Here is a 22,452-nt window from a genome sequence, read left to right on the forward strand (position 1 = left end):
GGTACCCGCGCGACGCCCGGGGGCCGTGACGGCGCCCTCCGCTGCGCCGAATCGTCGTTCCGGGGCCTGAACCGATAGGCTTTGGCCCGACACACGACCTTCCACCACAACAGCACACGCGGCCGAGGAGTCACCCGGATGAGCACCACCCAGAGCGAGAGGCTGCGCGGGCTGCTCGAGCCGCTCGTCGTGAAGACGGGGCTCGAACTGGAAGAGGTCAAGGTGACGGCCGCTGGAAACCGGCGGCAGCTCCAGGTGATCGTGGACTCCGACGAGGGTGCGCCGCTGGACACGCTCGCGGAGCTGAGCCGGGAGATCTCGCAGGTCCTCGACGACGCCGACGCCATGGGCGGGGCGGCGTACCTGCTGGAGGTCTCCTCGCCGGGCGTGGACCGCCCGCTCACCGAGCCGCGCCACTTCCGCCGCAACGAGGGTCGGCTGGTCAAGCTGACGACGACCGCCGGTGACGAGCTGGTCGCGCGGATCCTCGCGGTCGACGAGGACGGGCTCGACCTGGAGGTCCCGGGTGTCAAGGGACGCAAGCCCAAACCCGCCCGTGCCTCCTTCGGCGAGATCGCCAAGGCACGGGTGGAGATCGAATTCAGTCGCAAGGACCCGGCCGGTGCCGATACTGACGGCGACGAGAGCATGGAGGAGGCGTAGCCGTGGACATCGACATGAGTGCCCTGCGGGGTCTGGTGCGGGAGAAGGAGATCTCCTTCGACCTGCTGGTCGAGGCGATCGAGTCGGCGCTCCTCATCGCGTACCACCGCGAGCCGGGCAGCCGCCGCAACGCGCGCGTGCAGCTCGACCGCACGAACGGGCACGTCACCGTGTGGGCCAAGGAGGACCCGTCGGAGACCCCCGAGGGCGCCGAGCCCCGGGAGTTCGACGACACGCCCAGCGGCTTCGGCCGGATCGCCGCGACCACGGCCAAGCAGGTCATCCTGCAGCGGCTGCGGGACGCGGAGGAGGAGATCACCTTCGGCGAGTACGCCGGCCGCGAGGGCGACATCGTCACCGGTGTGGTCCAGCAGGGCAAGGACCCCAAGAACGTGCTGGTCGACATCGGCAAGCTCGAGGCGATCCTGCCCGTGCAGGAGCAGGTGCCCGGTGAGGACTACAAGCACGGCACGCGCCTTCGCTCGTACGTCGTCCGGGTGGCCAAGGGTGTGCGAGGTCCGTCCGTGACGCTCTCGCGCACCCACCCCAACCTGGTGAAGAAGCTCTTCGCGCTGGAGGTCCCGGAGATCGCGGACGGTTCCGTGGAGATCTCCGCGATCGCCCGCGAGGCCGGGCACCGTACGAAGATCGCGGTCCGTTCCGGCCGCTCCGGACTGAACGCCAAGGGCGCCTGCATCGGCCCCATGGGCGCCCGGGTGCGCGCCGTGATGGCCGAGCTGAACGGCGAGAAGATCGACATCGTCGACTGGTCGGACGACCCGGCGGAGATGGTCGCCAACGCCCTGTCACCCGCCCGGGTGAGCAAGGTGGAGATCGTCGACATGGCCGCCCGCTCCGCGCGGGTGACCGTGCCGGACTACCAGCTGTCGCTGGCGATCGGCAAGGAAGGGCAGAACGCCCGCCTGGCCGCACGGCTCACCGGCTGGCGGATCGACATCCGGCCCGACACCGAGCTCGCCGAGCAGTAGCACCGGCGGGTAACCGATGAACGACCGTGCGTCGAATAACCCGGAGGGGTGAGGTCGGCGCGGGGAGGTAGACTAAGGATGTCTGGCCGGACGCATGACCCAGCACGCCCGGAGCGAACGTGCATCGGGTGCAGGGAGCGGGCGGCCAAGCGAGATCTGCTGCGTGTGGCGGTGGTCGGGGAATTCTGTGTTCCCGATCTTCGCGGTACGCTGCCCGGTCGGGGTGCGTATGTGCATCCCGACACCGTCTGTCTCGACCTGGCGGTCCGCCGCCGGGCGTTCCCGCGGGCCTTCCGGGCCCGGGGACCGCTGGACACCGCGGACCTCCGCGGCTACGTGGAGCAGGCACACCGTGAGTAGGCAGGAAGACCGTACGGGCGACCGTACGGCCAGGTACCCCGCGAGTTGGAAGTAGGTCGAGATTGCGATGAGCACTCGATGAGCACGCGATGAGTACGCCCATGAAGTAGCGACGGTCCGGCGGACGACCACCCCGGACCTCATGAAGGAGCGAAGTGGCTAAGGTCCGGGTATACGAACTCGCCAAGGAGTTCGGAGTTGAGAGCAAGGTCGTCATGGCCAAGCTCCAAGAACTTGGCGAATTCGTCCGTTCGGCGTCCTCGACGATCGAGGCGCCGGTTGTTCGCAAGCTGACCGACGCACTGCAGGGTTCCGGTGGCGGTTCCGCCTCCTCGAAGCCCTCGGCTGCCAGGCCCGCGGCGCCGCGCAAGGACGCGCCCGCAAAGCCGGCCACCCCCACTCCGGGTGCGCCGGCCCGTCCCGCTGCGCCGGCTCCCAAGCCGGCCACGGGATCAGCCCCCACTACCAAGCCCGCCGGTGGCCCCGCGCCGACGCCGGGCCCGCGCCCGACCCCGGGTCCCAAGCCGGCCCCGGCCAAGCCCGCGCCGGTCACCCCGGTGCCGCAGGCGGAGTTCTCCGCCCCGCCGGCCCCGGAGCGTCCCGCCCAGGAGCGCCCGGCCCAGGAGCGTCCGGCTCAGGGCGAGCGCCCCGCTGCCGGGCGTCCCGGTGGCCCCGGCCCGCGTCCCGGTACCCGTCCCTCCGGTCCCGGCCAGCGTGACGGCGGCCGTGGCCAGGGCGGCCCCGGTGCGCGTCCCGGTGGCCAGGCGCCGCGTCCGGGTGCCCCCCGTCCGGCCGGTCCCCGCCCGGGCAACAACCCCTTCACCTCCGGCTCCACCGGTATGCCGCGCCCGCAGGCGCCGCGTCCGGGTGGTGCCCCCGGCCAGTCCGGCCCGCGCCCCGGTGGCGCTCCGGGTGGTTCCGGTCCCCGTCCGGGTGGCGCTCCGCGCCCCGGCGGCGGTGCCGCCTCCGGCGGTCCGCGTCCGACCCCGGGCGGCATGCCCCGTCCGCAGGGCGGCGGCCCCCGTCCGAACCCCGGCATGATGCCGCAGCGTCCCGCTGCCGGCGGCGCGCCGGGTCGTCCGGGCGGTCCGGGTCGTCCCGGCGGTCCCGGCGCCCGTCCCGGCGGCGGTGCCGGTCGTCCCGGTGGCGGTGGCGGCGGCTTCGCCGGTCGTCCCGGTGGCGGTGGCGGCGGTGGCCGTCCCGGTGGTGGCGGCGGCTTCGGCGGTCCGCGTCCTGCCGGCGCCGGTGGTGGCGGTGGCGGCGGCTTCGCCGGTCGCCCCGGTGGTGGCGGCTTCGGCGGTCGTCCCGGTGGTCCGGGTGGCCGCGGTGGCACGCAGGGCGCCTTCGGCCGTGGCCCCGGTGGCCGTCCGGCCCGTGGCCGCAAGTCGAAGCGGGCGAAGCGCCAGGAGTACGAGGCCATGCAGGCCCCGTCCGTGGGCGGCGTGCTGCTGCCCCGCGGCAACGGCGACACCGTGCGCCTCTCCCGTGGTGCCTCGCTGACCGACTTCGCCGAGAAGATCGGCGCCAACCCGGCGTCGCTCGTCCAGGTGATGCTGAACCTCGGCGAGATGGTCACCGCGACCCAGTCCGTCTCCGACGACACGCTGCAGCTGCTCGCCGACGAGATGAACTACACCCTCCAGATCGTCAGCCCGGAGGAGGAGGACCGCGAGCTCCTCGAGTCCTTCGACATCGAGTTCGGCGAGAACGAGGGCGGCGAGGAAGCGCTCGTCGCTCGTCCGCCGGTCGTGACCGTCATGGGTCACGTCGACCACGGCAAGACCCGCCTCCTCGACGCGATCCGCAAGACCAACGTGGTCGCGGGCGAGGCCGGCGGCATCACCCAGCACATCGGTGCCTACCAGGTGGCCACCGAGGTCAACGGCGAGCACCGGGCCATCACCTTCATCGACACCCCGGGTCACGAGGCGTTCACCGCCATGCGTGCCCGCGGTGCCAAGTCCACCGACATCGCGATCCTCGTGGTGGCGGCGAACGACGGCGTCATGCCGCAGACGATCGAGGCGCTGAACCACGCCAAGGCGGCCGACGTGCCGATCGTGGTCGCGGTCAACAAGATCGACGTCGAGGGCGCGGACCCGACGAAGGTGCGCGGTCAGCTGACCGAGTTCGGTCTGGTGGCCGAGGAGTACGGCGGCGACACCATGTTCGTCGACATCTCCGCCAAGCAGGGCCTGAACATCGACAGCCTGCTGGAGGCCGTGGTCCTGACCGCGGACGCCGCGCTCGACCTGCGGGCCAACCCGGAGCAGGACGCGCAGGGCATCGCGATCGAGGCGCACCTCGACCGCGGCCGCGGTGCCGTGGCGACCGTCCTGGTCCAGCGCGGCACCCTGCGGGTCGGCGACACCATGGTGGTCGGCGACGCGTACGGCCGTGTCCGCGCGATGCTCGACGACAGTGGCAACACCGTCGACGAGGCGGGCCCCTCGACCCCGGTCCTGGTGCTCGGTCTGACGAACGTGCCGGGTGCCGGCGACAACTTCCTGGTGGTCGACGAGGACCGTACGGCCCGTCAGATCGCCGAGAAGCGCGCCGCCCGCGAGCGCAACGCGGCCTTCGCCAAGACCCGTCGCCGGGTCAGCCTCGAGGACCTGGACAAGGTGCTCAAGGCCGGCGAGGTCCAGCAGCTCAACCTCATCATCAAGGGCGACGCGTCCGGTTCGGTCGAGGCCCTGGAGTCCTCGCTGCTCCAGCTCGACGTCGGCGAGGACGTGGACCTGCGCATCCTCCACCGGGGTGTCGGTGCGGTCACCGAGACCGACGTCACCCTGGCGGCGGGCTCCGACGCCATCATCATCGGCTTCAACGTGCGGGCCGAGGGCCGCGCCACGTCGCTGGCCGAGCGTGAGGGCGTCGACGTCCGCTACTACTCGGTGATCTACCAGGTCATCGACGAGATCGAGGCGGCGCTCAAGGGCATGCTCAAGCCCGAGTACGAGGAGGTGGAGCTCGGCACCGCCGAGATCCGCGAGGTCTTCCGCTCCTCCAAGCTCGGCAACATCGCCGGTGTGCTCATCCGCTCCGGCGAGGTCCGACGCAACGCCAAGGCGCGCCTGCTGCGTGACGGCAAGGTCGTCGCCGAGAACCTCACCATCGAGGGTCTGCGGCGCTTCAAGGACGACGTCACCGAGATTCGTGAAGGTTTCGAGGGCGGTATCAACCTCGGCAACTACAACGACATCAAGATCGACGACGTCGTGGCGACCTACGAGCTGCGCGAGAAGCCTCGCGTCTGATCGAGGGACATCTGACCGGGGCCGGTTGGCGGAGGGAAAATTCCGTCGATCGGCCCCGGCCGTTGCCTTTACTGTGGTGATTGCTGTTCACGGTGTTCGCACCGTTCACGACGAGGCCCCACAGGTCGGCTTGACCTGATGCCCATGTATGTAGGGACGCTGTCCTTCGACCTGCTTCTCGGCGACGTCCGTTCGCTGAAGGAGAAGCGGTCCGTCATCCGGCCGATCGTGGCCGAGCTCCACCGCAAGTTCGCGGTGAGCGTCGCCGAGGTCGACCACCACGACCTCTACCGCAGGGCCGAGATCGGCGTGGCGGTCGTGTCCGGGGACCCCGGGCACATCAAGGACGTCCTCGGACGCTGCGAGCGCTGGATGGCCTCGCGCCCCGAGGTGGATCTGCTGTCGGCGCGGCAGCGGGTGCACGGGGACGACGACTGACACTCACGTTCCGAAGCGTGATGAGAAGAGAGAAGAGCACGCATGACCGACACCGCGCGGGCGCGCAAGCTGGCGGACCGCATCCGGGTCGTGGTCGCGGAGACGCTCCAGCGGCGGATCAAGGACCCGCGGCTGGGCTACGTGACGATCACGGACACCCGGGTCACCGGTGACCTCCGGGAGGCGACCGTCTTCTACACGGTCTTCGGTGACGACGAGGAGCGGGCCGCCTCGGCGGCGGCGCTGGAGAGCGCCAAGGGCGTCCTCCGCTCGGAGGTCGGACGGCAGACCGGCGTGCGCTTCACGCCCACCCTGACGTTCGTCGCCGACGCGATCCCCGAGAACGCGCGCACGATCGAGGACCTGCTCGCCAAGGCCCGCGAGGCCGACGAGGAGGTCCGCAAGACCGCCACGGACGCCACCTACGCCGGCGACGCCGACCCCTACCGCAAGCCGGCGGAGGACGAGGTCGACGACGAGGAGGACGGCGACCGATGAAGGACGGGCTTGTCATCGTCGACAAGCCGGGCGGTATGACCTCGCACGACGTCGTGGCCCGGCTGCGCAGGCTGGCCGGGACACGGCGCGTGGGGCACGCGGGCACGCTCGACCCCATGGCCACCGGCGTCCTCGTCATCGGCGTCGAGAAGGCCACCCGGCTGCTCGGGCACCTCGCGCTCACGCGCAAGGAGTACGAGGCGACCATCCGGCTCGGCCAGAGCACGGTCACCGACGACGCCGAGGGCGAGGTCACGGCCTCCGTCCCCGCGGACGGGGTCACCCGCGAGGCGATCGACGCGGGCGTCGTGCCGCTGACCGGGGACATCATGCAGGTGCCGTCCAAGGTGAGCGCCATCAAGGTCAACGGCGTCAGGTCGTACGCCCGCGTGCGCGGCGGCGAGGACTTCGAGCTGGCGGCGCGGCCGGTCACGGTGTCGTCGTTCGTCGTGCGGGACGTCCGGCACGTGCGGCACGAGGGCGGTGACGTGGTCGACGTCGACGTCACGGTCGAGTGCTCCTCCGGCACGTACATCCGGGCCCTCGCCCGCGACCTGGGTGCCGGGCTCGGCGTCGGCGGCCACCTCACCGCGCTGCGGCGCACCCGCGTCGGCCCCTACGGCGCCGGGCTCGCCCGTACGCTGGAGCAGCTCACGGAGGCGTTCGCGGTGCTGCCCATCGCGGAGGCCGCGGCGGCGGCGTTCCCCCGGTGGGACGTGGACGCCCGGCAGGCGCGACTGCTCGGCCACGGCGTGCGGCTGGACGCGCCCCCGTCCCTGGGGGCGGTGCCCACGGCGGTGTTCGGGCCGGAGGGGGAGTTTCTGGCGCTGGTCGAAGCGCGGGAGGGGCAGGCCAAGATCCTGGCCAACCTCGCCTGACGCTGCGCTTGCGGTGCCGGGTGTCTGTGGGGCCCGGTGTTTGTGTGCGGGTCGCTTGCGCCTGCGGCGGGCATCCCCCCACCCTCCCTCCCCCACCCTCCCTCCCCCAGCCTTCGGCCGGGGGGACCCCCATCCGGCGCGGTTGGTGCGGGCCTCGCGCGGTTCGTGGGTGGGCCGGGGTCGGGGCCTCCGGGGCTGGGCATTCTGGACCGCATATTTATGTGCGTGGCGGGCGGTACTTGTTGTGCCGTCTGTGCCGCACAACACATACACGTCAGCGTCCAGAACGCCCACCCTCCCCCAGCCTTCGGCCGGAGGTGCCCCCACCTCCCCCGCCCCCTCCGCCGGTTCCGCGACCAACGGCCGGTGGGGGTTCAGAGAGCGGTCCGGGGTTGCCGCAAGTGCCTTTCTGAACCCCCACCGGCCGTCATGCGCCCCAACCGGCATGAGGGGGTGTGGCGGGGTGCGCCCATGGGGGTCCCCCCGGCCGAAGGCTGGGGGAGACGAGCGGCGGACCCGGGTGCCGAACGATGTGGACGTAAACCGCGAGCGCTGTGGGGGTCCCCCCGGCCGAAGGCTGGGGGAGTGCGCCGGCGCGGCCCCGACCCCACCCCAACAGAGCGCAGGCCCGCACTGACCGCGCCGGGCAATCGGGCGGGAGGGCGGGGGAAGAAACCTAACCGCAACCACGCACCGCGCGCACGCGGCGACACGGGCACCCCGGACGGCTTCGCGGCGCAACCGTGAAGCGCGGGCCCTCCCCCCCTCGCGGCCCGCGCTGCACGATCCCCCTCCCTCCCCGTCCCTATCCACCCGGCAAGATCAATTCACTCCAACGGGCAGGCGCTCGGAGTGAAGAGAGGGAGCGCTTGGGGGCGCGTTCGACGTGGGATCTGTTGTGTCGATCAACGGACGTCTACGGTCGAAACGGGCACTGTGGCGGGGAGGTGCGCAGATGGCGGTACCGACCGCCGATGTCGACCGGGCGCTGGTGCGCGTCCGTGACCTGGCCGGACGGCCGCGGGGGACGGGGTTCCTCGTCGAGGCGCGGGACGGACGGGGGACGCTCGTGACGAGCCACGAGGCCGTGGACGGCCTCGTGCGGCTGGTGCTGCATGCGCACGGGGAGCAGACGACCCTCGTCGAGGCGCCCGCGATCACCCCGCTGCCGGAGCTGGGGCTGGCGCTCGTGGCGACGGAGGGACTGGACGTGCCGCCGCTGCCGGTGGCCGGGTTCGCGCGCACCGCGGGGCACGGGCGGGCCGTGCGGTTGCGCGGCGCGGCCTGGGTGGAGGCCACGATCGCGGGGACGGCGCCGGTGACGTACACCGCGACGGACCGCTTCCACCTCCTCGACGCGGCGTACGAGCTCGCCGGTGCACGCGGCGACGACGAACCGCTTCGTGCCGTCGCCTCGGGGGAGCCCGTGATCGACGCCGAGACCGGTGCCGTGCACGGCGTCGTCGTGACCGCGCTGCACGCGGGACGAAGGGCGGGCGGGTTCGCGGTGCCGTTGCGGGCGCCGGCGGAGGGCGGGGCGCTCGCGGACGCGCTGGCGCGCAACGCGGCGACCGTGCCCGCGTACGGGCCGCACCTCAACATCGCGGGGGCGCTGGAGCTGACCGCGAGCTCCGTCGCTTCGGCGGCCCGGCCGCGGCCCTGGCGCGAGGCCGAGGCGCGCCCGGACACGGAGGCGGAGCTGGCAGGCTTCACGGGGGAGGCGGGCGCCTGCGTGCTCGGGCTGGTCGGCGCCCCCGGCAGCGGCCGTACGACCGCACTGGAGGCGTTGGCCGCCCGGCGTGCCGCGGGCCCGGACCCGGCGCCCACGCTGTGGCTGCGCGGGGCCGAACTGCGGGCGGGCGACGCCGGGTTGAGGGACGCCGCGGCGCGGGCGCTGGCTGCCGCGGGGCGCATCGTGCACGCGGGGAGGGCGCCGGAACGCGCGCCGGCCGACGCGTCGCCCGATGCCGTCGCCCGCTTGGCGCGCGCCATGGGGCAGCGGTTGCTCGTCGTGCTGGACGCTCCCGAGGAGATGCCACCGCTGCTCGCCCATGCGCTGCCCGAGTGGTCCGCGGAGACGGCGCGGTGGCTGGGCACGACGGGGGCGCGGCTGATCGTGGCGTGCCGCCCCGAGTACTGGGAGCAGGCCGGAGCCCTCTTCCCTCCCGGCCTGCTCCACGACGCCGGCACCCCGCCGGGCGCCCGGGCGCTGCCCGCCTGCCTGCGCCTCGGCGGCCTGCCGGAGGAGCCGGCACGGCTCGCCCGGGAGCGCCACGGGCTGTCCGCCGGTGCCCTCGCCGAGCAGGACGCGGCGCATCCGCTGGCCCTGCGGCTGCTGTCGGAGGTACGGGCCGCCGGCGGTGGCCTGACGGGACGGCCCGGCCGGGCGGAGGTCTTCTCGGCCCACCTGGACCTGCTGTGCCTGCGGATCGCCCATCGGATCGCGGCAGCCACGGCCCCCGCGAGGGCAACGGAGGTACGGCGGCTGGCCGCCCGCGTCGCCGGGCAGGCGCACGAGGCGGCCCGGCGCTGCCTGGGTCCGGGCCAGGGCGAACTGGACCGGGCGTCCTTCGAGGAGCTGTTCCCGTGGCGCCCCGGGTGGGCGGCGGCGGTGCTCACGGAGGGGCTGGTGGTGCCGGCCGGTGCCGGGTACCGCTTCGCGCACGAGGAGTTCGGCGACTGGCTGCAGGGCGGTCAACTCGACCTGGACGAGGCGCTGTACGCCCTGGTCCACCGCTGGTCGGCCGGCGACCGGGACGGCTGCGCCGAGGCCCCCGTGCGCCTGCCCGCCCGGGCCGGGGCGCAGCCGCGGCACAGGGCCGTGCCGCCGGTGCCGCCCGCACCGCCGCTCGCCCCGCCCTCCGAGCCGCGCTGCGTGCCCGTGCCGCGGCACCGCATCGGCCCGGTCGTACAGGCGCTGCTGCTCACCGCCCGCCGTTCGGGGCCGGACGTCCTCGGGCGCAGGCTGCGGCAACTGGTCCAGGTGCTCGACCGCGACGCCGCCGCGCCCGCGTCGCGCGGTGGCGCGACGGTGCTGCTCGACGGGGTGCCACGGCCGCGCGGGGAGGGCGACGGCGCCGGCCGGGCGGCGGCCCGGCGCGCGGACGCGGTGTGGTGGGCGGCGCACCTGCTGGGGGAGACCCTGCTCGGGGTGCCGGACGCGACGCGGTACCGGGAGGTGCTGCGGCTGCTGGCGGAGCGTGTCACCGTCCGTTCGATCGAGGCCGGGGGCTTCCACGAGGGCGCGGGGCTGGGGGAGTTCGGTCCGTGGTTCTGGCGGCGGCTGCGGCTCCCCCCGGAGGAGCGCCTGGCGCTGCTGCGGCTGCTGCTGCCCGCCGACGGCCCGCCGCGCGCCGCGGACCGCACGCGGGAGCGGTTCCTGACGGCGGCCGGCGAGGTGCTGGCCGCCACGCCGCGGCCGTCGCTGCCCGCGCTGTGCGGCTGGTTCACCGACGAACGGCTGCTGCAGTCCGCGCCCTGCGGCCCCCGGCCGACGGTCGCCTCCGCGGCGCAGGCCCTCCTCCACACGCACCGGCGGCAGGCGGTGGACGACCTCACCGAGGTCCTGGCCGCCACGGACCACCCCCGTGCCAAGGAACTGCTGGCGGCCCTCGCCGAGGACGAGCCGTCCGCCGTGTGCCGTGCCGTCGACCGCTGGGCGCACGAGGACCGGCCGGAGCGGCACGCCGCCGCGGCCACCTACGGCCTGCTCGCCGCCCCGCACGCCGCACTCGCCGCCGACCGCGAGCTGCTGCGCTACGCGGCCCTGGCGATCCTGGCCCGACCCGCCGACCGCACCCTGCACGGCGCCGCGCTCGGCCTCCTGGTGCGGGACCCGGCGACCCGTTGCCTCCACCTGCGGGCGGCCCTGGACGGCTTCGCCGCCGGCGACCCGCTGCTGCCGGCCGCGGCGCTCGCCGCGGCCCTCCCCACGCACCCCGAGCAGGTGCTCGCCGCGTTCCACTCCCGGCTGCGCGAACCGGGCCCCGGCGCCGCCGAGGTACTGCGCGAACTGGCCGAGGTGTCCACCCCGGCGCTCGCCCGCCGGGCCGCCGCCCTGGTGTGGGACCACCTCGGCCACCGTCCCGAGGACGCCCGGCACGCGGCGGCCTACCTCGACCGCCGCCTGGAGCACGGACCGGCCGCCCGCGCCGTCCTCCTCCCGCTGGTCACCGGACTGCTGCGGGAGCACCCGCCGCAGGTGCGCAGGGTGCTGGCGCCCGTGCTGGCCGCACCGGGCGGCCACCTCTCCCGCCCGCTGCGCCAGGAGCTGCTGGACGTCCTCCTGGACCAGGAACGCGACCCGGCCGTGCTCGACGCCCTCCTCGGCGCGGCCGCCGACGGGTGCGCCCGGCGGCCGGCCCCGATGACCCGCGACCTGGTGCACCGGGTGGGCCTCCTGCTCTGCCGTACGCCCGAGGGCGCGGCCCTCTTCGACCGGCGGCTGGTGCAGCTGGTCAGCGGGTCGCCCGGGTTCGCCCGGCTGGTGCGCGGATGGCTGGCCGCGGACGGCCTCGACGGCGCGGGCCCAGGGGCGTGGGACGCGGTGATCGGCCCGAGCGCCCGGCGCATGTGCGACCAGCTGGCGCCGGCGGAGGCGGTGGGCCTCTGACCGGCCAGGGACCATCCGGGGGCGGCGTCACGTGCCCGCTGCGGTCCGTGCACCTCATGCCCCGGCCGGCCGTCGTGCTGCGCCGCTGCTCACCGTGCCGGCACTCCTGGACCGCGTGCCTCCGGCGCCGCGTCCCGCCACGTACCGCGTCCCTTCCGGGCGGAGGGGGTGCTCCCACCGGTCGGGCGAGGGGCGCGCCAGGTCCGCGACGGCCGCGTCACCGGGGGCGCTGCGCCGGTGGGCCCCCCGGCATGGCAGGCTTGGACCTGCACATCGAAGAATCATCGGCGGTCGAGGAGCGGTCACTGTGCAGCGCTGGCGAGGCTTGGAGGACGTCCCCGGGGACTGGGGACGCAGCGTCGTCACCATCGGCTCCTACGACGGCGTACACCGCGGGCACCAGCTGATCATCGGCAGGGCCGTGGAACGCGCCCGCGAGCTGGGCGTCGCCTCCGTCGTCGTCACCTTCGACCCGCACCCCAGCGAGGTGGTCCGCCCCGGCAGCCACCCGCCGCTGCTGGCGGCCCACCACCGCCGCGCCGAGCTGATGGCGGAGCTGGGCGTCGACGCCCTGCTGATCCTCCCGTTCACGACCGAGTTCTCGCAGCTCTCGCCGGGCGACTTCGTCCGCACCGTGCTGGTCGACGCGCTGCACGCGCGGGCCGTCGTCGAGGGCCCGAACTTCCGCTTCGGGCACAAGGCCGCCGGTGACGTGGAGTTCCTGTCCGCGATGGGGCTGAAGTACGACTACGAGGTGGACGTCGTCGACCTCTACCTGACGGGCGAGGCGGGTGGCGGGCAGCCGTTCTCCTCCACGATGACCCGCCGCCTGATCGCCGAGGGCGACGTTGCGGGCGCCGCCGAGATCCTGGGCCGGCCGCACCGGGTCGAGGGCGTGGTCGTCCGCGGCGCGCAGCGCGGCCGGGACCTCGGATACCCCACGGCGAACGTCGAGACGCTGCCGCACACCGCGATCCCCGCGGACGGGGTCTACGCAGGCTGGCTGCACGTCGAGGGCGAGGCCATGCCCGCCGCGATCTCCGTCGGCACCAACCCCACCTTCGACGGGACCGCCCGCACCGTCGAGGCGTACGCCATCGACCGCGTCGGGCTGGACCTGTACGGGCTGCACGTCGCCGTCGACTTCCTCACCTACCTGCGGGGCATGGAGAAGTTCGACACGATCGACGCGCTCCTTGAGCGGATGGCCGACGACGTCAAGCGCGCCCGGGAGCTGGTCGACGCCTACGGCGCCGCCGGGTGAACCGGCGGCCGGAGCGCCGCTGACCGACCGACACGAAGGGCCCGTCCCGCCACGATGGCGGGACGGGCCCTTCCCGTCACTGCTGCTGGGTCCAGCCGGGCGGGACCTGCCCCTGCGCCGGGGGCTGCTGCCCGGGCTGCGCCTCCTGCGGCGGCGGGGGCGGCTGCTGGGTCCAGCCCTGGGGCATGCCGCCCTGCGCGGGCGGGGGAGGCGGGGCCGGCTGCCCGTAGGGCGGCTGCTGCGGGTGGCCGTACCCCTGCTGCGGGGGCATCGGCTGCTGCGGCGGGTACGGCTGCTGCCCCTGCTGGGGCGGGTAGCCGCCCTGCTGCTGCGGCGGCATCTGCTGCTGGGGCGGGTAGACGCCCTGGGCCTGCTGGGCGCGGACGAAGTCCTCGGCGACCAGCGACGCCAGGTGGAAGTACGCCTCACGGGTCTTCGGCCGCATCATGTCGAGGTCGACCTCGGCGCCCGCGGCGAGGTGCTCGTCGAAGGGCACCACGACGACTCCGCGGCAGCGGGTCTCGAAGTGCGCGACGATGTCGTCCACCTTGATCGTCTTGCCGGTCTCGCGGACCCCGGAGATCACCGTGAGGCTGCGCTGCACGAGGTCGGCGTAACCGTGCGCGCCGAGCCAGTCGAGGGTCGTGCTGGCGCTGCTGGCACCGTCCACCGACGGGGTGGAGACGATGATCAGCTGGTCGGCCAGGTCGAGCACGCCACGCATGGCGCTGTAGAGCAGACCGGTGCCGGAGTCGGTGAGGATGACCGGGTACTGCTGCCCGAGCAGGGCCACCGCGCGCCGGTAGTCCTGGTCGTTGAAGGTGGTGGAGACGGCCGGGTCCACGTCGTTGGCGATGATCTCCAGGCCCGAGGGCGCCTGCGAGGTGAAGCGGCGGATGTCCATGTAGCTGTTGAGGTGCGGCAGCGCCTGGACCAGGTCCCGGATCGTCGCGCCGGTCTCCCGGCGCACGCGGCGGCCGAGCGTGCCGGCGTCCGGGTTGGCGTCGATGGCCAGGATCTTGTCCTGGCGCTCGGAGGCGAGCGTGGCACCCAGGGCGGTGGTGGTCGTCGTCTTGCCGACGCCGCCCTTGAGGCTGATCACCGCGATCCGGTAGCAGGACAGCACCGGCGTGCGGATCAGGTCCAGCCTGCGCTGGCGCTCCTGCTCCTCCTTCTTCGCGCCGATCTTGAAGCGCGACGCCTGGTTGTTGTTCCTGCGCGCCTTCGGCTGCTGTCGCAGCAGACGGTCCGAGGAGAGCTCCACCGCCGCGTTGTAGCCGAGCGGGGCGCCGTGCATGACCCGCTGCTGCTGCTCCTGGCCGGGACCGGGACCGCCCCAGCCGGCGGCCGTGCGCGGGTCCACGGGCGGGGCGGGCTGCTGCTGCGGCAGGACCGGGGGGTGGGGCTGCACCGGCGGTTGGGGTTGGGGCTGGGGCTGGTCGTGCGGGCCGGGCCCCGGCTGCGGAGAGCCGTAACCGTGCGGCGGTGCCGGCGGGTTGGCTCCGTCGGCGTACGGCGGCATCGGCTGCTGCCCCTGCTGCGGGAGCGGCCCCGGCGCGGGAGCCGGGGGCTGCTGCGGGGGCGTCTGGGCGTACGGCCCGGGCCCCGGCTGCGGATATCCGTACCCCTGCTGCGAGTACGGCGGCTGCTGCGCGTGGGGGTCACCCCAGGGCGCGCCCTGGTTCGGCTGCGGGTACCCGTAACCGTGCGGCGGCGGGGCGGGCTGGGGGTAGCCGTAAGGCTGCTGCGGCGCGGGCGAGTTGGGGTCGCCCCACGGCGCACCCTGATGCGGCGGCTGCGGGTAGCCGTACCCCTGCTGCGGCGGGGGCTGCACCGGGGCAGGCTGCTGCGGTGCCTCCTGCGGGGTGGCCGGCTGGTACTCCGGCGGCAGCGGCGGCACTTGGGACTGCGGCGCCGGAGCGGGCGGCTGCGGCTGCTGCTCGGGAGCGGCCGCGGTCTCCCCCTGGGGTGCTTGCCGGGGCTGCGGCACGGGCGGCTGCTGCGGCCCCGCGTCCGGCTCCGCGGGCGCGGGCGTCACCTCGGTGGCCACCGGCGCGGGCGCCTCCACCGGCTGCGGTTCCACCGGCTGCTGTTCCTCGGGCCGGACGGGCTCGGGGTCGGCGAAGACCGCCGCCGCGGCGGCCTCGCGGGCGGCGTCGGGGACCGCCGGAGCGGGCTGCGGCTCCGCGGGGGCGGGGGGTTGCGCGGCCTGCGGAGGACGGGGGTTCTGCGGCACCTGCGGCTCCTGCGGCGACGTCGCCTCGGGCGCGGCCGCCACCGGCGGGCTCACCGCGGGAGCCGGAGCCGGGGCCGGAGCCGGGGGAGCGGGTGAGGGCGTGGGCGCGCCTCCTCCCGCCTGCTGCGTGTACCAGGACGGCGGCGCGTAGTCGATCTGGAACTCGCCCGTGAGGTCCGCGTCGGACTGATCCCCGTCCGGGACGGCCCCGCCGGTGCGGATGTCGTCCTGATCGCTGCTCACTTGTGCCTCCTGGTCAACTCAAGTACGCGCCCGGTCCGTCGGAGCGGACGCGATTCCCCCGTCTCGGAGTTCCCGCGGCACAGCTGCCGCGGCTCACCGGAAGAGCCTAATCATCCGGCCCGTGGGTAGGGCAAGCGCCGTCGGCATCACGACCGGAACGCCGACGTGATGCACCGTTCGCCGCGCACGGAGCCGCGCCGTCCACGCGTGGACACGGCTGCTGCGGATACCGGGACCCCTGTGCCCATGCCCCGTGCCGCGGCCGGGTAACCGCCGCGGCACGAGAGCGTCCGGAACGCCCCGGCGGGTGGCCCCGGGTCAGTCCACCCGCCGGGCCGGTCCCAGAAGGCCGGACTCCGCGTCCGTGGGCTGCGTCATCACGAACTGCCGGCGCTTGCGCGTGCACCACATCGTCACGTTGTCGCCGAGCGTCGGCAGCGCGGCCACGTCGGCCTCCGACAGGCCCATCACCTGGCCGATGACCTCGGCCTCCTGGGGCGAGACCCGCTGCAGCCCCACCACGTCGGCGCCGGCCAGCAACCGCGGGGCCGTCGGCCCCAGGTACGGCAGCAGGGTCATGACCGACTGCCAGGACTGCGCCGCCACCCGGCTGCGCGGCGGACGGGCGCCGCAGTCACGGACGATGACGACGGGGCTGTGCACCGAAGGACCCTGCGGGGCGATCCGCCCGACCTCGTGCACCGTCACGCACTGCTGGCCGCCGCCCGCCGCCTGCGCCATCGGCGCCCACGACTGGGGTCGGGCGGTCTCCACCGCGACCCGGGCACCGGTCGCGGCGGCGCGCAGCGACAGCACCTGCGCCAGCCACATGCTGCCGACCAGCACGACGTCGAGCCGGGCCGGGCGGCTCAGCGCCAGCACGGCGGGCTGGTTGGCGGCGTCGATCCCGATGACGACACCGTCGTCACCGATCGGCAGGGACAGCCCGGACAACTGCCCGGGCGTCAGGGTGTGCCGGTCGCGGCGCGGTCCGAGCAGCCCGAACGCGGCACGCAGCGTGCGCCGTCCGGCGCCGGCGAAGGAGGAGCCGCGCGGGTCGGCGCCCTGCGGCAGGTGCGAGGGGCGGGGCCCGCCGCCGGGGAAACCGGAGCCCGCGCCGGGGCGCTGTCCGCCGAAGGCGGGAACGGTCGGAGCCGACATCAGCGGGTACCTCCCAAGGGCAGCGTGGCCAGGATGCCGGGCACCTGCTCGCGGTCCAGCCGCACCAGGCCCAGCCGGGACGCGGTCGCGCGGCGCTCCAACTGGTGCCGGGCCTCGACCAGTTCGTTCTCGCTGCGGCCGGTCAGCCGCACGTACCCGGACAGCAGCGCCGCCCGGCTGCCGCCCGGTGCGAGGACCAGCGAGAAGGTGCTGGCCAGCGCGGGCGAGGAGGTCAGCAGGCCGACCAGGTCGGGCAGCGCGGCGGCGCCGGTGCCCAGCTGCGGCCAGCGGCTGACCCAGTAGGTCGTGTGCCAGCGGTCGTCGCACCGCCACGCCCGCGCGCTCTCGGAGGTACGGCGTGCCTGGCGGCTGCCGTCGAGGGCGGCGCCGCCCGTCGTGGCGAGGGGGTTCACGCAACTCGACGTCGCCACGGCGGCGATGATCTCGGGCTCGGTCAGCACGCGGGCCTCGAGCCCGGTGCCCACCAGCCGGCTCACCAGGTGGTCGGCGGCCCGCAGCAGGGCGCGCCGCGCCCCGGCCATGCCGCCGCCGCGCGCCTGCACCGCCTCCGGGCACAGTTCGGGGTCGAGCTTGATCGCGATCCAGGTGAGCCGCAGCCCCGGCGTCCGGCTCTGCGCCTGCAGCGGTGCGTAGGAGCGCGCGGCCAGCGCCTGCGGGGGCAGGTGCGGGGCGGGGGCGGGCTGGGTGTGCTGGACGACCTGGACCGACGCGAGCCGGATGTCGTCCACCGTCAGCAGGCCGTTCAGCAGCTCCAGGGGGAGCGAGCGGACTCCGCGGGCCGGGCGCAGCGGTTCGTCGACCGCCTGCACCTGGACGACGGCCGTCAGGAAGGTGCCGTCGCCGATCATGCCGATCTCGCGCTGCTCGCGCTCGTCGGTGTACCCGTAGGTGCGCAGCGCCGGGTCGCACTCCACGGCCGGTACGAAACCGGGGTCGGTGCCCTGCGGGACGCCGGCGGCGTTGCGCCGCTGACGGGCCTTCAGGGCGCGGGCGCTGGCCATCCACTCCGGCATCGGGCGGCCGCGCCGCCGCAGCAGGCCGAAGAGCAGCAGCGGAACGGCGATGACCGCGGCCACGACGGGCCCGACCACCTCGTGGATCAGCCAGCCGCCCAGCAGCAGTGCGAGTGCCAGCTCGATCAGCACGAGTTGCTGCACCCGCACGGGGCCTATGCTCCCGGGCCTGCGGGTCATCACCGGGGCCGCCGCCCCGGCCCGCGCCGTGGGGGAGCCGCCGTGCCCGCTCCCGGGTGGTCCGGCGTACTGCTCCGGTGGCTCGTCGCCCGGACTGCGCCGGGACCTGGTCGCGGTGGTCATCCCCCGTACAACCCTTCTGCTTCTGCTGGTACCTGTGCCGCGTGGGCGGCGCCCGGCGCCGTCCAGCGCTCGCTCGCGTCCGTCGCCCTGCCGGCGTGGGACGCTCCGGGTGCCGCTGGCGGGCCGATCGCGCTACCCCGTACCGTACGGTGCGATCGTCACACGGCATAGTAGGGGTCCCCCTCATCACAGCCGTCACCACAGCCGCCACCGCGGCGGACAGACGGGACCGGGGAACGCCACAACAAAGCAGCGACATACGGGGAGTTGACGCAGGGATGGCGACACGTAGGGATGAGCTGAACGCCTACTCGTTCGCGCGCAGGCGCACGGTGGCCGCGTTTCTCCAGCCCTCCCCGCACGGTTCGGAGGAGGCCGCCCCGCGCCCGCTGAAGACCGTCGCCCCGAGCCTCGTCGTGGGTCTGCTGGTCGTCGTCGGCTTCGGATTCTGGGGCATATTGAAGCCCGCCGCGCCCAAGGGCTGGGACACCCCCGCCCAGAAGGTCATCGTCGGCGACGAGTCCACCACCCGTTACGTCGTGCTGAAGACCAACGGCGAGGCGCAGCTGCACCCCGTGCTCAACCTCGCCTCCGCCCGACTGCTGCTCGACCCCGAGAAGTTCGAGGTCATCAAGGTCAAGGAGTCGGTGCTCGACAACAGCGGCATGACGCTCGGCAGCACCATCGGCATCCCCTACGCCCCGGACCGGCTGCCCAGCCAGGACGACGCCGGCAAGCCCAAGACCTGGGCGCTGTGCGAGACCCCGGGCGGCGGCACGGACCGCTCGGCCCAGCGGGCGGTCCTCGTCATCAACCAGCAGAAGCCCAAGGAGGCGGCCCTGGTCGGGGGCGCGAACCAGCTCCGTGACGACGAGGCCATGTACATCGAGGTGCCCGGCGGCGACCAGTACCTGGTGACGGACCGGGGCTTCCCCTACCTGCTCGGCGGCCCCGCCGGGAAGCAGCAGCCCGAACTGGTCAACACCCTGCGCCAGGTCATCTTCGGCGCCTCCGCGCAGCCGCAGAAGGTCGACGCCGACTTCCTGTCGACCCTCAACAACGTGCCGGGCGCCGCCATCTCCTTCCCGCAGGTCGACGGCATGGGCGAGACGTCCACCGCGCCGGGCCTGAGCGCCGGGCACGCGAAGGTCGGCCTGGTGCTGAAGGCCAACGACGACCAGTACGTGGTGCAGCGGGACCGGGTCGTCCGCGTCACCGCCTTCATGGCGAAGCTGCTGCTGAACAGCCCCCAGGCGAGGTCGCTGTACGACGGATCGCCGGAGGCGGTCTCCGTCAACGTGGGCGAAGTCACCTCGGCCCAGGCGAGCGAGACCTTCATGGACGACCTCGGCTGGCCGGAGAAGGCGGTCACGCAGGCCAACACCCAGGACGAGAAGGACGGTCGCAGCGTCGCGTGCAGCGTGTACAGCGGTGTCGACGACAAGGTGACCAAGAAGCCGGCGATGACGATGTGGGCCGGGAAGAAGTTCCCCCGGGACGTGGCGCAGAGCGGTACGAACACCTACGTCTCGCCCGGTAGCGGCCTCTTCTACAAGGCGTACGACGGTACCGACAAGCGCATCGGGTCCATCTTCCTGGTCACCGACACCGGACTGCGTTACTCGGTGCCGACGACGGGCGACAGCGACAGCGGCGGCGCCGCCAAGCAGGACGACGCGGTCGGCGTCGTGCAGACCAAGCTCGGCTACGCGAAGAACTCCCCGGTGCCGGTGCCGCGGATCTGGTCGGACCTCCTCGCGAGCGGGCCGACGCTCGACGTGAACGCGGCGAAGCAGGCGCAGGGCTCCTGAACTGGTATTTCCGCGGACCTTCACGGGTATTGATTGAGCATTTGACAATCCATTGGCCAAGCCATCAACACCCGTGGCAACGTGAGGGTTTGGTGATGAAGGTCAGGATCCCGATACGGAACCGGGTACCTGTTCGCCTTGTCACTGCTATTGGCTAGAGTTGAAGACCGACCACATCTTCCGATGTGCGACGAATCCGATCTTCTACGTCTCATGGGGGACGCCAGACATGGCTGGACAGCAGTTCACCATGACCGAGGAGGAGATGGTTGCGTTCAGCAACCGCATCTCCACGGTCAACTCCTCGATCCAGGGCGAGATCCGCCGCCTCCAGACCGTGATCGACACGATCACCTCGGGGTGGAAGGGCTCCGCCGCCACGGCGTACAACAACCTGCAGTCGCAGGTGAACGAGGACGCCAACAAGATCAATCAGATCCTGGGCGACATCAAGGAAGCTGTGGACGCGAGCACCAAGAACTACTCCGCCTCCGAGGAGGAGCAGCGCGCGTCCATCCAGAGCATCTCGGCGCAGGGAAGCAACCCGTTCGGATGACCGTCCCCGCGCGGTGACCTGACGCCGCGCCGGCCGGACCAGCCATCCGAATCCAACATCTGAGGAGACATCACATGTCCGGGCAGATCCTGGTCAATTTCCAGACCATCTCCCAGGCCGCGACCGACGTGCGTACGACGGCCAACAACATCAAGCGCCAGCTGGACGACCTCGAGGCCGGCGTGAAGAAGATCGCGACCACGTGGGAGGGCTCCGCGCAGGAGGCCTACCGCACCAAGCAGACCGAGTGGGACCAGCGCGCCGCGTCCATGCACCAGACGCTGGAGGCCATCGCCCGTGCCCTCGACACGGCCGCGCAGAGCTACCAGGCCACCGAGAACAAGAACCGGCAGATCTGGGGCTGATTGCGCGCCTGGCCGCGTGACAGGTGATGAGGGCGGGCGTGTACGGCGACGTACGTGCTCGCCCTCGTCGGCGGTTTGACCACGAACCGCACATAACGGGAGGACGGAACACCAGTGGGATCGCACGCCGTGAGGCGCATCGCCGCCATCGCCGCAGCAGCGGCGCTCGCCGCCTTCGGCCTGCCGGCCGCCGGCGTCGCCTCGGCGTCGTCCGCCGGCGACGTACGCACGGTCCTCGCCGACGACGGCGACGACGGGCGCTTCCAGATCGACGACACCCAGTGCTCGTTCCCGTCCGACGTGATCAAGGGCACGCCCTGGTCGCTCCAGCGCATCGTCCTCGAGCAGCTGTGGAAGGACACCCAGGGCCTCGGGGTGGTCGTCGCCGTCATCGACACCGGCGTCGACAAGAACAACAGGCAGCTCGCCACCGCCGTCAAGTTCGGCGTGGGCAAGGACCTGATCGACCGGGACCGCAAGAACGACGGCACCAAGGACCCGGTCGGCCACGGCACCAAGGTCGCCGGCATCATCGCCGCCCGGCCCTCCAAGGACACCGGCTTCGTCGGCATCGCCCCGCGAGCGTCGATCCTCGCCATCCGCCAGAACGACAACCAGGGCGGCGGCACGGTGAGCACCATGGTCGAGGCGATCAAGTACGCCGCGAACGCCGGTGCCAAGGTCATCAACATCTCGCAGGACACCGCCACGACGATGCCGCCCGACTCCGCACTGGAGCAGGCCGTCAGGTACGCCCAGGAACGCGACGCGCTGATCGTCGCCTCCGCCGGCAACGACGGCGCGGGGGGGCAGGAGAAGCTGACCTACCCCGCCTCCTACGACGGCGTCCTGGCGGTCGGCGCCTCCGACCGCGACAACGCCCGCGCCAACTTCTCGCAGCCCGGCTCCTTCGTGGGCATCGCCGCCCCCGGCGTCGACATGGTCTCCACCGTCCCCTTCGGCGGCCACTGCATCGACCAGGGCACCAGCTTCTCCGCGCCGTACGTCTCCGGCGTCGCGGCCCTCATCCGGGCCAAGCACCCCGACTGGACCTACCGCCAGGTCATCACCCAGATCGAGCAGACCGCGGACCGCGGCAAGCCGGGCCGCGACGACTTCGTCGGATGGGGCGTCATCGACCCCGTGGCCGCCGTCAACGACGACGCCACCACCCCGAAGGACGCCCCGACGCCGGACCCCGTCGTCAACGCCGGGGCCCACGAGAAGATCGAGGCGGCGACCGTCATCCTCGGCGAGAGCCCCCAGGAACGCACCGAGCGCTACGCCGTCTACACGGTCGGCGGCGCGATCGGCGGTGTCGCGCTGCTGGTGGGCGGTGGCGTGGTGCTGGGCGACTGGCGTCGCAAGCGAGGGATCAACACATGAGTAGGAACGGGGAAGCGACACGATGAGTGACCAGTACAAGGTCGATCTGAGTGAGCTTGAGGACACGATCACCAAGCTCAACGGCGTCATCAGCCAACTGGGCGTGGCCAACGTCTGTGCCAAGAACGACACTTACCTGCCGCCCGGCGCGCTCGGCGCCGGATTCGACGAAGCCGAGAAACTGGCGCGTGCGCACGAGGACATGAAGACGCACATCGAGTCGGTCGTCGCGTACATCCATCGTGTCATGAACGATTTCGGCAGCAAGACGAAGAAGGTGCACGGCCACTATTCGGACGCCGAATACGACGCGCAGAGCGGTATGTCCGGCTCTGGCAAGGGCTGAGGATGGGCGCAGTGAGCGCAGTGAGGAACGTCGTGCCGGTCGCCAAGGG

The 22,452-nt window shown here is 73.3% G+C and carries 17 protein-coding genes; 14 read left to right on the forward strand and 3 right to left on the reverse strand.

Translation table 11 applies throughout. From position 1 onward, the window contains the following. Nucleotides 1–138 precede the first annotated feature (138 nt). From rimP to PV410_RS18460, 9 genes are all read left to right on the forward strand, one after another. Nucleotides 139–663, forward strand: coding sequence for a ribosome maturation factor RimP (rimP, locus tag PV410_RS18420; protein WP_500325785.1), 525 nt, complete (start codon nucleotides 139–141; stop codon nucleotides 661–663). Nucleotides 664–665: 2 nt separating this feature from the next. Then, a complete protein-coding gene (gene nusA, locus PV410_RS18425; RefSeq protein ID WP_499514311.1) occupies nucleotides 666–1,652 on the forward strand; it encodes a transcription termination factor NusA in 987 nt (328 codons plus the stop codon). A 78-nt stretch (nucleotides 1,653–1,730) separates the two neighbouring features. Continuing rightward, a complete protein-coding gene (locus tag PV410_RS18430; protein ID WP_500325787.1) occupies nucleotides 1,731–2,012 on the forward strand; it encodes a YlxR family protein in 282 nt (93 codons plus the stop codon). Between the two features lie 155 nt (nucleotides 2,013–2,167). After that, on the forward strand, nucleotides 2,168–5,272 hold the full coding sequence (infB, locus tag PV410_RS18435) for a translation initiation factor IF-2 (RefSeq protein WP_500325789.1): 3,105 nt from the start codon (nucleotides 2,168–2,170) through the stop codon (nucleotides 5,270–5,272). Nucleotides 5,273–5,416: 144 nt separating this feature from the next. Beyond that, a complete protein-coding gene (locus PV410_RS18440) occupies nucleotides 5,417–5,710 on the forward strand; it encodes a DUF503 domain-containing protein (protein ID WP_018562639.1) in 294 nt (97 codons plus the stop codon). Between the two features lie 42 nt (nucleotides 5,711–5,752). Beyond that, nucleotides 5,753–6,208 (forward strand): 30S ribosome-binding factor RbfA, encoded by a 456-nt coding sequence (gene rbfA, locus PV410_RS18445; protein WP_500325791.1) that lies wholly within the window; start codon nucleotides 5,753–5,755, stop codon nucleotides 6,206–6,208. After that, nucleotides 6,205–7,086, forward strand: coding sequence for a tRNA pseudouridine(55) synthase TruB (gene truB, locus PV410_RS18450; protein ID WP_500325793.1), 882 nt, complete (start codon nucleotides 6,205–6,207; stop codon nucleotides 7,084–7,086). The genes rbfA and truB overlap by 4 nt, the downstream gene beginning before the upstream one ends. A 955-nt stretch (nucleotides 7,087–8,041) precedes the next feature. Next, complete coding sequence (locus tag PV410_RS18455) at nucleotides 8,042–11,698, forward strand: serine protease (RefSeq protein ID WP_500325795.1); 3,657 nt, start codon at nucleotides 8,042–8,044, stop codon at nucleotides 11,696–11,698. A 307-nt stretch (nucleotides 11,699–12,005) separates the two neighbouring features. Continuing rightward, complete coding sequence (locus tag PV410_RS18460) at nucleotides 12,006–12,962, forward strand: bifunctional riboflavin kinase/FAD synthetase (RefSeq protein ID WP_500325796.1); 957 nt, start codon at nucleotides 12,006–12,008, stop codon at nucleotides 12,960–12,962. Between the two features lie 76 nt (nucleotides 12,963–13,038). Here PV410_RS18460 and PV410_RS18465 read toward each other — a convergent pair whose 3' ends face one another. From PV410_RS18465 to eccE, 3 genes are all read right to left on the reverse strand, one after another. Beyond that, nucleotides 13,039–15,441, reverse strand: coding sequence for an SCO5717 family growth-regulating ATPase (locus tag PV410_RS18465; protein WP_500325798.1), 2,403 nt, complete (start codon nucleotides 15,439–15,441; stop codon nucleotides 13,039–13,041). Nucleotides 15,442–15,759: 318 nt separating this feature from the next. Next, nucleotides 15,760–16,602 carry a hypothetical protein gene (locus tag PV410_RS18470; protein ID WP_500325800.1) on the reverse strand — a complete coding sequence of 281 codons (843 nt, stop codon included), beginning with the start codon at nucleotides 16,600–16,602 and terminating at the stop codon, nucleotides 15,760–15,762. Then, the gene (gene eccE / locus PV410_RS18475; protein ID WP_500325802.1) at nucleotides 16,602–17,939 is read right to left on the reverse strand and encodes a type VII secretion protein EccE; all 1,338 of its coding nucleotides are present in this window, start codon (nucleotides 17,937–17,939) and stop codon (nucleotides 16,602–16,604) included. The genes PV410_RS18470 and eccE overlap by 1 nt, the downstream gene beginning before the upstream one ends. Nucleotides 17,940–18,217: 278 nt before the next feature. Here eccE and eccB point away from each other — a divergent pair, with 278 nt between their 5' ends. The 5 genes from eccB to PV410_RS18500 all read left to right on the forward strand — a co-directional run bounded on the left by eccB (nucleotide 18,218) and on the right by PV410_RS18500 (nucleotide 22,403). Next, nucleotides 18,218–19,750, forward strand: coding sequence for a type VII secretion protein EccB (eccB, locus tag PV410_RS18480; RefSeq protein WP_500325804.1), 1,533 nt, complete (start codon nucleotides 18,218–18,220; stop codon nucleotides 19,748–19,750). A gap of 229 nt (nucleotides 19,751–19,979) precedes the next feature. After that, nucleotides 19,980–20,306 (forward strand): WXG100 family type VII secretion target, encoded by a 327-nt coding sequence (locus PV410_RS18485; RefSeq protein ID WP_500325805.1) that lies wholly within the window; start codon nucleotides 19,980–19,982, stop codon nucleotides 20,304–20,306. 74 nt (nucleotides 20,307–20,380) lie between these two features. After that, a complete protein-coding gene (locus tag PV410_RS18490; RefSeq protein ID WP_499514323.1) occupies nucleotides 20,381–20,671 on the forward strand; it encodes a WXG100 family type VII secretion target in 291 nt (96 codons plus the stop codon). A 129-nt stretch (nucleotides 20,672–20,800) separates the two neighbouring features. Next, entirely contained in the window at nucleotides 20,801–22,057 is a 1,257-nt protein-coding gene (gene mycP, locus PV410_RS18495; protein WP_500325807.1) for a type VII secretion-associated serine protease mycosin, read from the forward strand. 22 nt (nucleotides 22,058–22,079) lie between these two features. After that, entirely contained in the window at nucleotides 22,080–22,403 is a 324-nt protein-coding gene (locus PV410_RS18500) for a hypothetical protein (protein WP_500325809.1), read from the forward strand. Nucleotides 22,404–22,452 lie beyond the last annotated feature (49 nt).

The organism is Streptomyces sp. PA03-5A, assembly GCF_033792725.1.
Taxonomy (GTDB): domain Bacteria; phylum Actinomycetota; class Actinomycetes; order Streptomycetales; family Streptomycetaceae; genus Actinacidiphila.

What these genes read in the sequence shown, in the direction of transcription:
- rimP (WP_500325785.1), top strand. Translation starts at nt 139, where the DNA reads ATGAGCACCACCCAGAGCGAGAGGCTGCGCGGGCTGCTCGAGCCGCTC.
- PV410_RS18430 (WP_500325787.1), top strand. Translation starts at nt 1,731, where the DNA reads ATGTCTGGCCGGACGCATGACCCAGCACGCCCGGAGCGAACGTGCATC.
- PV410_RS18440 (WP_018562639.1), top strand. Translation starts at nt 5,417, where the DNA reads ATGTATGTAGGGACGCTGTCCTTCGACCTGCTTCTCGGCGACGTCCGT.
- rbfA (WP_500325791.1), top strand. Translation starts at nt 5,753, where the DNA reads ATGACCGACACCGCGCGGGCGCGCAAGCTGGCGGACCGCATCCGGGTC.
- truB (WP_500325793.1), top strand. Translation starts at nt 6,205, where the DNA reads ATGAAGGACGGGCTTGTCATCGTCGACAAGCCGGGCGGTATGACCTCG.
- PV410_RS18455 (WP_500325795.1), top strand. Translation starts at nt 8,042, where the DNA reads ATGGCGGTACCGACCGCCGATGTCGACCGGGCGCTGGTGCGCGTCCGT.
- PV410_RS18470 (WP_500325800.1), bottom strand. Translation starts at nt 16,602, where the DNA reads ATGTCGGCTCCGACCGTTCCCGCCTTCGGCGGACAGCGCCCCGGCGCG.
- eccE (WP_500325802.1), bottom strand. Translation starts at nt 17,939, where the DNA reads ATGACCACCGCGACCAGGTCCCGGCGCAGTCCGGGCGACGAGCCACCG.
- eccB (WP_500325804.1), top strand. Translation starts at nt 18,218, where the DNA reads ATGGCGACACGTAGGGATGAGCTGAACGCCTACTCGTTCGCGCGCAGG.
- PV410_RS18485 (WP_500325805.1), top strand. Translation starts at nt 19,980, where the DNA reads ATGGCTGGACAGCAGTTCACCATGACCGAGGAGGAGATGGTTGCGTTC.
- PV410_RS18490 (WP_499514323.1), top strand. Translation starts at nt 20,381, where the DNA reads ATGTCCGGGCAGATCCTGGTCAATTTCCAGACCATCTCCCAGGCCGCG.
- PV410_RS18500 (WP_500325809.1), top strand. Translation starts at nt 22,080, where the DNA reads ATGAGTGACCAGTACAAGGTCGATCTGAGTGAGCTTGAGGACACGATC.